12 protein-coding genes are annotated in these 11,225 nt (G+C 49.0%); all 12 read left to right on the top strand.

Features of this window, described 5'->3' with window-relative positions; genetic code table 11:
- A partial coding sequence (locus tag ABUA47_RS10975; RefSeq protein ID WP_410520180.1) for an NrtR DNA-binding winged helix domain-containing protein occupies positions 1-180 on the top strand: 180 nt, incomplete at its 5' end.
- 42 nt (positions 181-222) lie between these two features.
- Positions 223-909 (top strand): L-ribulose-5-phosphate 4-epimerase, encoded by a 687-nt coding sequence (locus tag ABUA47_RS10970; protein ID WP_005826585.1) that lies wholly within the window; start codon positions 223-225, stop codon positions 907-909.
- A gap of 38 nt (positions 910-947) precedes the next feature.
- Positions 948-2,456 (top strand): L-arabinose isomerase, encoded by a 1,509-nt coding sequence (gene araA, locus ABUA47_RS10965; RefSeq protein WP_005836040.1) that lies wholly within the window; start codon positions 948-950, stop codon positions 2,454-2,456.
- Positions 2,457-2,580: 124 nt separating this feature from the next.
- The gene (locus ABUA47_RS10960) at positions 2,581-4,179 is read left to right on the top strand and encodes a xylulokinase (RefSeq protein ID WP_035448024.1); all 1,599 of its coding nucleotides are present in this window, start codon (positions 2,581-2,583) and stop codon (positions 4,177-4,179) included.
- Between the two features lie 23 nt (positions 4,180-4,202).
- Complete coding sequence (locus ABUA47_RS10955) at positions 4,203-5,747, top strand: alpha-N-arabinofuranosidase (RefSeq protein ID WP_009036827.1); 1,545 nt, start codon at positions 4,203-4,205, stop codon at positions 5,745-5,747.
- Positions 5,748-5,937: 190 nt separating this feature from the next.
- Positions 5,938-7,947 carry a transketolase family protein gene (locus ABUA47_RS10950; RefSeq protein WP_009036826.1) on the top strand — a complete coding sequence of 670 codons (2,010 nt, stop codon included), beginning with the start codon at positions 5,938-5,940 and terminating at the stop codon, positions 7,945-7,947.
- A gap of 91 nt (positions 7,948-8,038) precedes the next feature.
- On the top strand, positions 8,039-8,476 hold the full coding sequence (rpiB, locus tag ABUA47_RS10945) for a ribose 5-phosphate isomerase B (protein ID WP_005826596.1): 438 nt from the start codon (positions 8,039-8,041) through the stop codon (positions 8,474-8,476).
- Positions 8,477-8,651: 175 nt separating this feature from the next.
- Positions 8,652-8,927 carry a tetratricopeptide repeat protein gene (locus ABUA47_RS10940; RefSeq protein ID WP_005826598.1) on the top strand — a complete coding sequence of 92 codons (276 nt, stop codon included), beginning with the start codon at positions 8,652-8,654 and terminating at the stop codon, positions 8,925-8,927.
- A 16-nt stretch (positions 8,928-8,943) separates the two neighbouring features.
- Positions 8,944-9,171 carry a ferredoxin family protein gene (locus ABUA47_RS10935; RefSeq protein WP_005826600.1) on the top strand — a complete coding sequence of 76 codons (228 nt, stop codon included), beginning with the start codon at positions 8,944-8,946 and terminating at the stop codon, positions 9,169-9,171.
- Positions 9,172-9,190: 19 nt separating this feature from the next.
- Entirely contained in the window at positions 9,191-10,276 is a 1,086-nt protein-coding gene (locus ABUA47_RS10930; protein ID WP_016273409.1) for a 3-methyl-2-oxobutanoate dehydrogenase subunit VorB, read from the top strand.
- Positions 10,273-10,446, top strand: a complete 174-nt coding sequence (locus ABUA47_RS10925; protein ID WP_005826603.1) for a hypothetical protein — start codon at positions 10,273-10,275, stop codon at positions 10,444-10,446. The genes ABUA47_RS10930 and ABUA47_RS10925 overlap by 4 nt, the downstream gene beginning before the upstream one ends.
- 11 nt (positions 10,447-10,457) lie before the next feature.
- A complete protein-coding gene (locus ABUA47_RS10920; RefSeq protein ID WP_005826605.1) occupies positions 10,458-11,219 on the top strand; it encodes a thiamine pyrophosphate-dependent enzyme in 762 nt (253 codons plus the stop codon).
- Positions 11,220-11,225: the final 6 nt, after the last annotated feature.

The following is an 11,225-nucleotide window of genomic DNA, read 5'->3' as shown; positions in this document are numbered from 1 at the left end:
AGCTTATACGAAGCTATATACGGCGAGAGCATTGACAAACGGAACTTCCGAAAACGCATAGCAGAAATGGACTATATAGAAAAAACTGACAAAATAGACAAAACGGGGTCCAAACGTGGAGCTGCTTTATATCAGTTTAATGAGAAGGCATACCGCAAAGCTCCGAAATTTAAGCTCTGAGAACCTAATATTCAACAACTTGTAATTAGTAATTTAAATAATATGCTGGAAGCACTGAAAGACAAAGTATTCCATGCTAACCTTGAACTGGTGAAGCACGGATTGGTTATCTTCACATGGGGCAATGTATCGGGCATTGACCGCGAATCTGGTCTGGTAGTCATCAAGCCCAGTGGGGTGAGTTACGATGAAATGAAAGCAGAGGATATGGTGGTAGTGAATCTTGACGGCAAGGTCGTGGAAGGACGGTTAAAGCCCTCTTCAGACACGCCGACCCACCTGGTTCTCTATAAAGCATTCCCCGAAATCGGCGGTGTGGTGCACACGCACTCTACTTACGCCACAGCCTGGGCACAAGCCGGATGTGACATACCGAATATCGGGACAACACATGCCGATTACTTCCACGACGCCATACCCTGCACAGCAGACATGACGAAGGAGGAAGTGGAAGGAGCGTATGAACTGGAAACGGGAAATGTCATCGTAAAACGCTTTGAGGGGCTGAACCCGGTACATACTCCCGGAGTATTGGTAAAGAACCACGGTCCTTTCTCGTGGGGAAAAGACGCACACGAGGCGGTACATAATGCCGTAGTGATGGAACAGGTGGCAAAAATGGCAAGTATAGCCTATGCCGTGAACCCCAATCTGACCATGAATCCGCTGCTGATAGAAAAACATTTCAGCCGCAAGCACGGTCCTAACGCTTATTATGGACAGAAATAACTATCATTCTTTAAATATAAACTATAAAAATAAATTGTATGAACACATTTGAACAATATGAAGTATGGTTCGTAACCGGAGCACAGCTCTTGTACGGAGGTGACGCAGTTATCGCAGTAGACGCACATAGTAATGAAATGGTGAAAGGTCTGAATGATTCCGGGAAACTGCCCGTAAAGGTAGTATATAAAGGTACGGTCAATTCATCCAAAGAAGTAACCGCTACCTTCAAAGCCGCCAACAACGACGATAAGTGTATCGGAGTCATCACCTGGATGCACACCTTCTCTCCTGCCAAAATGTGGATTCACGGTTTGCAGGAACTGAAGAAGCCATTACTACACTTCCATACACAGTTCAACAAGGAAATTCCCTGGGAGACGATGGACATGGATTTTATGAACCTAAACCAATCGGCTCACGGCGACCGCGAGTTTGGACACATCGTGACACGTATGCGAAAGAACCGCAAAGTGGTAGTAGGCCACTGGCAGGACGAAAAAGCCCAAAACCAGATTGCCGCATGGATGCGCGTAGCTGCCGCATGGGCTGATGCGCAGGATATGCTCATCATCCGCTTCGGCGACCAGATGAACAACGTGGCTGTGACAGACGGTGACAAGGTCAGTGCCGAACAAGTATTGGGCTATCATGTGGACTACTATCCCATCAATGATGTGATGACACACTACAATGCTGTCAGCGACGAGGACGTGAAGGCACTCGTAGCAGAATACTTCAAGCTCTACGACCACGCTCCCGAACTGGAAGACGCACGTACGGAAGCCTACACCAAAGTATGGAACTCCGCCAAGGCCGAAATCGCCATTCGCCGCGTGCTGAAAGACACGGGTGCCAAAGGCTTCACCACCAACTTCAACGATTTGGGCGACTTTGACCAAATCCCCGGACTGGCCTCACAGCGACTGATGGCGGAAGGTTACGGCTTCGGTGCCGAAGGCGACTGGAAAACTGCGGCACTATACCGTACCACTTGGGTGATGAGTCAAGGCATGCCGAAGGGGTGCTCCTTCCTCGAAGACTATACGCTGAACTTCGACGGAGAAAAGAGCGCCATCCTGCAGGCACACATGTTGGAAGTCTGTCCACTGATTGCCGAACAGAAGCCGAAACTGGAAGTGCACCGTCTGAGCATCGGTATCGACAGCGAAACAGCCCGCCTGGTATTTACCAGCAAGCAAGGTGAAGGTGTAGCCGCTACCATCGTAGACCTGGGCAATCGCTTCCGCCTCATTGTGAACAAAGTAGAATGCATCAAGAGCAAGCCTCTGCCCAAGTTGCCCGTTGCCAGCGCACTGTGGATTCCAATGCCCAACCTCGAGGTGGGCGCTGCAGCCTGGATTCTGGCCGGAGGAACACATCATACCAGCTTCTCCTATGACCTGACGGTGGAATATTGGGAAGACTTTGCCGAAATGGCCGGCATCGAAATGGTAGTCATCGATGAAAATACCACCATCAGCGAGTTCAAAAAAGAACTGCGCATGAATGAAGTCTACTATATGCTGAACAAGGCACTTTGCTGATAATCATTACGGATTACCGATTGCGGACTACTAATTACACGTACCACAAACGTAACTAGTAGTTTGCAATCAGTAATCCGTTGTTTATAATCGTACTATAAATCCGTAAATTATCATTAATACCATGAAATTAGATGCAAAATCAACCATTGAGGCAGGCAAGGCCATCCTTGGTATAGAACTCGGTTCCACACGAATCAAGGCGGTTTTGATTGACCAGGAAAACAAACCCATCGCCCAGGGAAGCCATACTTGGGAGAATCAGTTAGTCGACGGACTGTGGACATATAGCGTCGAGGCTGTCTGGTATGGGTTGCAGGATTGCTACGCAGACCTTCGTACCAATGTAAAGAGCCTCTACGATACAGAGATAGAGACCTTGGCAGCTATCGGTGTCAGTGCCATGATGCACGGCTATATGGCATTCAATGAAAAAGAAGAAATCCTTGTACCCTTCCGTACCTGGAGAAATACTAATACCGGCCAGGCTGCCGCAGCCCTATCCGAACTATTTGTCTACAACATCCCTCTGCGTTGGAGCATCTCCCACCTCTACCAAGCCATCCTGGATAATGAAGAGCACGTTCCATCCATCAATTACTTGACCACCCTTGCAGGTTTTGTCCACTGGCAAATAACCGGCCAAAAGGTACTGGGCATAGGAGATGCCTCCGGTATGCTCCCTATCGATCCCATCACCAAAAACTATTCTTCTGAAATGGTGGATAAGTTCGACAAACTTATTGCTCCGAAAGGATACGACTGGAAGCTTCGGGATATTCTGCCGAAGGTATTGTCGGCCGGTGAAAACGCAGGCATCCTTACTCCCGAAGGAGCCAGTCGCCTCGACGTATCGGGACATCTGAAAGCAGGAATTCCCGTCTGTCCACCCGAAGGTGACGCTGGAACCGGCATGGTTGCCACCAACGCCGTAAAGCAGCGCACTGGAAACGTATCGGCAGGCACCTCCTCTTTCTCAATGATTGTATTGGAGAAAGAATTGTCCAAGCCCTACGAAATGATTGACATGGTAACCACCCCCGACGGAAGCCTCGTAGCTATGGTGCATTGCAACAATTGCACTTCCGACCTCAATGCCTGGATCAATATTTTCAAAGAATACCAGGAACTGATGGGTATCCCCGTAGATATGGACGAAATCTACGGAAAGCTCTATAACCACGCTCTGACAGGCAATGCAGACTGCGGAGGCCTCATCTCATACAACTACATATCAGGCGAACCTATAACGGGACTGGCAGACGGACGTCCACTGTTTGTACGTTCGGCAAACGACAAGTTCAACCTTGCCAACTTCATGCGCACCCATCTGTATGCTTCAGTGGGAGTTCTCAAAATCGGCAACGACATCCTTTTCAATGAAGAGAAAATCAGAGTAGACAGAATCACCGGTCACGGAGGACTCTTCAAAACCAAAGGAGTAGGCCAGAGAATACTGGCAGCTGCCATCAATTCACCCATTTCCGTTATGGAAACAGCCGGCGAAGGTGGTGCCTGGGGTATTGCCCTCCTCGCTTCCTACCTTGCAAACAACGGAAACGGCCAATCCCTTGCCGACTTCCTGGACAAGCATGTATTCACCGGAAATGCCGGTATTGAAATCTCACCGACAGCCGAAGATGTAAGCGGATTCAACACCTACATCGAAAGCTATAAAGCTGGTTTGCCCATCGAAGAAGCAGCAGTAAGATTCAAGAACTAAGTATTTAATAACACTAAAAAACTATGAACACAAAGTTATTTATCAGTAGCATATTTCTCTCCACCTCGTTGTCACTCTTCGCACAGAAAAGTGCCACTATCACTTTACACACAGACCAGAGCGAGCAAATCATTCCCAAAGAAATCTACGGCCAATTTGCAGAGCATTTGGGAACTTGTATCTATGGCGGACTTTGGGTAGGTGAGAACTCCGATATTCCCAACATCAACGGTTATCGCACCGACGTATTCAATGCACTGAAGGAGCTCCGTGTACCCGTCCTTCGCTGGCCGGGAGGCTGCTTTGCCGATGAATACCACTGGATGGACGGTATCGGCCCTAAAGAAAACCGCCCCAAAATGGTGAACAACAACTGGGGAGGCACTATCGAAGACAACAGTTTCGGAACCCATGAGTTCCTCAATCTCTGCGAAATGCTGGGATGTGAACCCTATATCAGTGGAAACGTAGGCAGTGGTACCGTAGAAGAACTTGCCAAATGGGTGGAATACATGACCTCCGAAGGAGACTCCCCCATGGCACGCCTGCGCCGCCAGAACGGTCGCGACAAAGCCTGGAAAGTAAAATACCTCGGCGTGGGTAACGAAAGCTGGGGTTGCGGTGGAAGCATGCGTCCCGAATATTATGCCGACCTCTACCGCCGCTATTCCACCTACTGCCGCAACTATGACGGCAATAGTCTTTTCAAGATAGCCAGCGGTGCCAGCGACTACGACTATAACTGGACCAAAGTGCTGATGGACCGCGTAGGCGGCCGTATGCACGGTCTTTCCTTGCACTACTATACCGTCAGCGGATGGAACGGCAGTAAAGGCGCCGCCACCCAATTCAGTAAAGACGACTATTACTGGACACTGGGCAAATGCCGCGAAATAGAAGATGTCATCAAGAAGCATTGCACCATTATGGATGAATACGACCCTCAAAAGAACGTGGCTCTTATGCTTGACGAATGGGGAACCTGGTGGGACACTGAACCGGGTACCAATCCCGGACATCTGTACCAACAGAATACATTGCGTGATGCTTTTGTCGCTTCCCTCAGCTTCGACATCTTCCATAAATATACCGACCGTCTGAAAATGGCAAACATTGCCCAAATCGTCAATGTATTGCAATCCATGATTCTGACCAGCGGAAAAAACATGGTACTCACCCCCACTTATTATGTATTCAAAATGTACAATGTACACCAGGATGCCACCTACATTCCTCTTGAGCTGAACTGCGACATGATGGATGTACGCGACAACCGCAGAATACCAATGGTCAGCGCTACCGCCTCCAAAGACCCAAACGGCAAGATACACATTTCCATGTCCAACGTAGATGCAGACAATGCACAGGAAGTGACCATCAATCTGTCTGGAACGAAAGCCAAGAAAGCAGTTGGTGAAATATTGACTTCCACCAATCTGACGGACTACAATTCATTTGAAAATCCCGACAATGTGAAACCCGTTCCGTTCAAAGAGGTAAAAATCAATAAAGATATTCTCAAGATTAAACTTCCGGCCAAATCAATCGTTACTATTGAGTTACAGTAAAACTACCGTGCACCGCACAAAATCAGCTAAATACGTTTAGTATCATTTTAGCAGCAAAAAGGCAGTAATACTGATAAAAAAGACACTCTTCGAGTGTTGTGAATTACGCATAAAGAGTTATCTTTGCCCTTGGAAAACCTACAAGGACCAAATAACCTATTGATAATATTCAAAATTAATTAGATTCAATATGAACGACAACAAACTTATGAACCGTGCGGCGGACAATATCCGTATCCTTGCTGCATCCATGGTTGAGAAAGCCAACTCCGGGCATCCGGGCGGTGCCATGGGTGGTGCTGACTTTGTAAATGTACTCTTCTCAGAGTTCCTGGTATATGACCCTGAAAATCCGGCTTGGGAAGGTCGTGACCGTTTCTTCCTCGACCCGGGACACATGTCACCGATGCTTTACTCTACATTGGCCCTGACCGGCAAGTTCACGCTGGACGAACTGAAAGAGTTCCGCCAATGGGGAAGCCCTACTCCGGGACATCCCGAACGTGACATCATGCGCGGCATCGAAAACACTTCCGGACCGCTCGGCCAGGGACACACATTTGCAGTCGGTGCAGCCATCGCAGCCAAGTTCATGAAGGCACGTTTCGAAGAAGTAATGCCACAGACCATCTACGCTTATATTTCTGACGGTGGCATCCAGGAAGAAATCTCCCAAGGCTCAGGCCGTATCGCCGGAGCATTAGGGTTGGATAATCTCATCATGTTCTATGATGCCAACGACATTCAGCTTTCTACCGAGACAAAGGATGTGACCATCGAAGATACCGGCAAGAAATACGAAGCTTGGGGCTGGAAAGTCATTAAAATCAATGGTAACGATCCCGATGCCATCCGCGGTGCACTGAACGAAGCCAAAGCTGAGAAAGAGTGTCCGACGCTGATTATCGGTCATACCGTAATGGGTAAAGGTGCCCGCAAGGCAGACGGCAGCAGCTACGAGGCTGATTGTGCCACGCACGGTGCTCCTCTGGGCGGCGACGCTTATATAAACACTATCAAGAATTTGGGTGGTGACCCGACAAATCCGTTTGTCATCTTCCCCGAAGTGGCCGAACTATATGCCAAGCGTGCAACTGAGCTGAAGAAAATCATGGCTGAAAAGTATGCAGCCAAAGCCGCATGGGCAAAAGCCAATCCGGAAAAGGCTGCCAAACTGGAAATGTTTTTCTCCGGCAAGGCTCCCGAAGTGAATTGGGCCGCCATCGAACAGAAAGCAGGCGTTGCCACCCGCGCAGCATCTGCCACTGTGCTCAGTGCTCTCGCCACTCAAGTAGAAAATATGATTGTTGCTTCTGCCGACCTTTCCAATTCCGACAAGACAGACGGATTCCTCAAGAAAACACATGCCTTCAAGAAAGGTGACTTCAGCGGTGCATTCTTCCAGGCCGGTGTTGCCGAGCTGACTATGGCATGTTGCTGTATCGGTATGGCACTGCATGGCGGTGTAATCCCCGCTTGCGGAACTTTCTTCGTATTCTCCGACTACATGAAACCTGCCGTACGTATGGCAGCCCTGATGGAAGTTCCCGTGAAGTTCATCTGGACACACGATGCCTTCCGTGTAGGTGAAGACGGTCCTACCCATGAACCGGTAGAGCAGGAAGCCCAAATCCGCCTGATGGAAAAACTGAAAAACCACAAGGGACATAATTCCATGTTGGTACTCCGCCCGGCAGATGCAGAAGAAACAACTGTGGCATGGAAACTGGCAATGGAAAATACCACAACCCCAACCGGTTTGATTTTCTCCCGCCAGAACATCGCCAACCTGCCCGAAGGCAACGATTACGAACAAGCTGCCAAAGGCGCTTATATTGTAGCCGGCTCCGATGAAAATCCAAATATAATCCTCGTTGCTTCAGGCTCGGAAGTTGCCACATTGGTAGCCGGTACTGAATTGCTGCGCAAGGATGGCATCAAGGTGCGTATCGTGTCCGTTCCTTCCGAAGGTCTGTTCCGTAGCCAAGCTCCGGGATATCAAGAAGGCATTATCCCGTGTGGTGCCAAGGTATTCGGCCTGACAGCCGGTCTGCCCGTCACACTGCAAGGGCTGGTAGGTCCCCGCGGTAAAGTATGGGGATTGGAATCATTCGGATTCTCGGCACCTTATAAAGTGCTGGACGAAAAGCTCGGTTTCACCGCAGAGAACGTTTACAAGCAAGTAAAAGCAATGTTATAATCATTATCCGATGTGCTGATGTGCTGATTGCCCGCGCCCTACAAGCTGCAGGCATCAGCACATTGGCACATTGGTATATTAACTGACCATCATGAAAACAATAGGAATCTGTTCCGACCATGCAGGCTTCGAATTGAAGGAATATGTTCGCGGCTGGTTGGAAGCCAAAGGCTGGGCTTACAAGGACTTCGGGACCTACTCAACCGAGAGTTGCGACTATCCCGACTTTGCACATCCTTTGGCACTGGCCGTTGAAGCCGGAGAGTGCTATCCGGGAATTGCCATCTGCGGAAGCGGTGAAGGTATCAGCATAACGCTGAACAAGCATCAGGGTATCCGCGCAGCCCTCTGCTGGACGGCAGAAATAGCCCATTTGGCACGCCAGCACAATGATGCCAATGTGCTTGTCATGCCAGGGCGATTCATCAGTACCGAAGAAGCCGACATGATTATGAGGGAATTCTTCAGTACACCATTCGAAGGCGGACGCCACCAACGAAGAGTGGACAAGATACCGGTACACTTGTAAAGCAGTAGAATCACATTCTTTATGATATCCGCCCGAAGCTCTGACATTCTGATAGAATCGTGAGAAACTTCGGGCTTTTTATTTGCCCCTTTTTCTTATTTTTCACAGTGAAGATGCTCATTGTCTTCAAATAAAAACTATCTTTGTGGTTCGATAACCCGGATATTTTTTAGATATGGAACGACTGAATACCATAAAAGAGCTTATCAACCAGGGAAATGTAGAGCAAGCCATCCAGCAGCTTGACGAAATACTGCAAACAGACTTTCCCGGCAAAGACGAAGCTTACTACCTGCGGGGAAATGCCTATCGGAAACAAGGCAACTGGCAACAAGCACTGAACAACTATCAGTATGCCATCGACCTGAACCCCGAAAGCCCGGCACAACATGCCTATCAAATGGCTATGGACATCCTGAACTTCTACAACAAGGATATGTACAATCAATAAATAAAGAACGTAAATTATGGCAAAAATCAAAGGAGCAATCGTAGTAGACACCGAACGTTGCAAAGGCTGCAACTTGTGTGTGGTAGCGTGTCCGCTCAACGTAATAGCCCTCACCAAGGAGGTGAATGTGAAAGGGTATAACTATGCCCACCAGATATTGGAAGATACTTGTAACGGCTGCGCCTCGTGCGCCACAGTATGTCCGGACGGATGTATCTCAGTATATAAAATAAAAGTAGAATAAATCTGTAAATCAGTAGAATATGGCAGAAGAAGTTGTATTAATGAAAGGAAACGAAGCCATCGCCCACGCAGCCATCCGTTGCGGTGCAGACGGTTACTTCGGATATCCCATTACTCCGCAATCGGAGGTATTGGAAACTCTTGCCGAACTGAAACCCTGGGAGACGACCGGCATGGTGGTTCTTCAGGCAGAAAGTGAAGTGGCAGCTATCAATATGGTGTACGGCGGTGCCGGAAGTGGTAAAATGGTCATGACCTCCTCCTCCAGCCCCGGTGTCAGCCTAAAGCAGGAAGGTATCTCTTATCTGGCAGGTGCCGAGCTGCCTTGCTTGATTGTAAACGTTATGCGCGGCGGTCCCGGTCTGGGAACCATCCAACCGAGCCAGGCCGACTATTTCCAGACAGTAAAAGGAGGCGGCCACGGTGACTATCGTCTGATTGCCCTTGCTCCGGCTTCCGTACAAGAAATGGCAGATTTCGTAGGACTGGCATTCGAACTTGCCTTCAAATACCGTAATCCGGCAATCATCCTTGCCGACGGTGTCATCGGCCAGATGATGGAAAAAGTGGTGCTCCCGGTACAAAAGCCACGCCGCACCGATGCGGAAGTCATCGAACAATGCCCATGGGCCACTACCGGCAGAACCAATGGCCGCAAACCCAACGTCATCACCTCATTGGAACTGAAACCGGAAGAAATGGAAAAGAACAACATCCGTTTCCAGGCCAAATACAAGCAGATAGAAGAGAATGAGGTTCGCTTCGAGGAAATTCATTGCGATGATGCCGACTACCTGATTGTAGCCTTCGGCTCTATGGCACGCATCGGACAGAAAGCAATGGAGCTGGCACGCGAAGAAGGAATAAAGGTAGGTATGCTCCGCCCCATCACGTTGTGGCCGTTCCCGACCAAAGCCATTGCCGCGTATGCCGACAAGGTGAAAGGTATGCTCGTTACAGAATTGAATGCCGGACAGATGGTGGAAGATGTCCGCCTTGCCGTGAACGGTAAAGTGAAAGTGGAACATTTCGGACGCCTCGGCGGCATTGTTCCCGATCCGGATGAGATAGTAGATGCATTGAAAGAAAAACTGATTAAGAAATGAATCCTGATAAAATAAGAAACGTACTGAACATTCTCTTCATGGTACTTGCCCTGGCAGCTATCATTATATATTTTGCTGCAAAAGATGACTTCAAGCTGTTCATCTACGTCTGCGGCGCGGCGATATTCGTCAAGTTGATGGAATTTTTCATACGGTTCACCAACAGATAGGAGAAGTGATTATGACAAAAGAAGATATTATAAAGCCCGAGAATCTGGTTGCCAAGAAACCGACTCTGATGAACGACAATCCCATGCACTACTGCCCGGGATGCAGTCACGGCGTAGTTCATAAACTCGTAGCCGAAGTTATCGAAGAAATGGGACTGGAAGACAAAGCAATAGGCATCTCCCCCGTGGGATGTGCCGTGTTCATCTATAATTATATAGACATCGACTGGCAGGAAGCCGCCCATGGACGTGCGCCCGCACTTGCCACTGCCATCAAGCGCCTTTGGCCAGACCGCCTGGTGTTCACTTACCAAGGAGACGGCGACCTGGCTTGTATCGGTACTGCCGAAACCATCCACGCCTTGAACCGCGGCGAAAACATCACCATCATCTTCATCAACAATGCCATCTATGGTATGACCGGGGGACAAATGGCTCCCACTACCCTTGTAGGCATGAAGACATCGACCAGCCCTTACGGACGTGACGTGCATCTGCACGGCTATCCGCTGAAGATGGCCGATATTGCTGCACAATTGGAAGGAACCGCTTACGTGACACGCCAAAGCGTACAGTCCGTTCCCGCCATCCGCAAAGCGAAAAAGGCTATCCGCAAAGCATTCGAGAACTCTATGGCAGGCAAAGGTTCCAACCTTGTGGAAATCGTTTCCACCTGTAACTCCGGCTGGAAGATGTCTCCTGCGAAATCCAATGAATGGATGGTAGAGAACATGTTCCCCTTCTATCCGCTGGGCGACCTGAAAGATAAATAATCATGC

Source organism: Bacteroides sp. RTP31139st1_H2_RTP31139_211217 (assembly GCF_040227615.1).
Classification (GTDB): domain Bacteria; phylum Bacteroidota; class Bacteroidia; order Bacteroidales; family Bacteroidaceae; genus Bacteroides; species Bacteroides uniformis.
This window is presented reverse-complemented; position numbering and strand designations above follow the sequence as displayed.

What these genes read in the sequence shown, in the direction of transcription:
- ABUA47_RS10940 (WP_005826598.1), top strand. Translation starts at nt 8,652, where the DNA reads ATGGAACGACTGAATACCATAAAAGAGCTTATCAACCAGGGAAATGTA.
- ABUA47_RS10930 (WP_016273409.1), top strand. Translation starts at nt 9,191, where the DNA reads ATGGCAGAAGAAGTTGTATTAATGAAAGGAAACGAAGCCATCGCCCAC.
- araA (WP_005836040.1), top strand. Translation starts at nt 948, where the DNA reads ATGAACACATTTGAACAATATGAAGTATGGTTCGTAACCGGAGCACAG.
- ABUA47_RS10955 (WP_009036827.1), top strand. Translation starts at nt 4,203, where the DNA reads ATGAACACAAAGTTATTTATCAGTAGCATATTTCTCTCCACCTCGTTG.
- ABUA47_RS10920 (WP_005826605.1), top strand. Translation starts at nt 10,458, where the DNA reads ATGACAAAAGAAGATATTATAAAGCCCGAGAATCTGGTTGCCAAGAAA.
- ABUA47_RS10925 (WP_005826603.1), top strand. Translation starts at nt 10,273, where the DNA reads ATGAATCCTGATAAAATAAGAAACGTACTGAACATTCTCTTCATGGTA.
- ABUA47_RS10950 (WP_009036826.1), top strand. Translation starts at nt 5,938, where the DNA reads ATGAACGACAACAAACTTATGAACCGTGCGGCGGACAATATCCGTATC.
- ABUA47_RS10935 (WP_005826600.1), top strand. Translation starts at nt 8,944, where the DNA reads ATGGCAAAAATCAAAGGAGCAATCGTAGTAGACACCGAACGTTGCAAA.
- rpiB (WP_005826596.1), top strand. Translation starts at nt 8,039, where the DNA reads ATGAAAACAATAGGAATCTGTTCCGACCATGCAGGCTTCGAATTGAAG.
- ABUA47_RS10960 (WP_035448024.1), top strand. Translation starts at nt 2,581, where the DNA reads ATGAAATTAGATGCAAAATCAACCATTGAGGCAGGCAAGGCCATCCTT.
- ABUA47_RS10970 (WP_005826585.1), top strand. Translation starts at nt 223, where the DNA reads ATGCTGGAAGCACTGAAAGACAAAGTATTCCATGCTAACCTTGAACTG.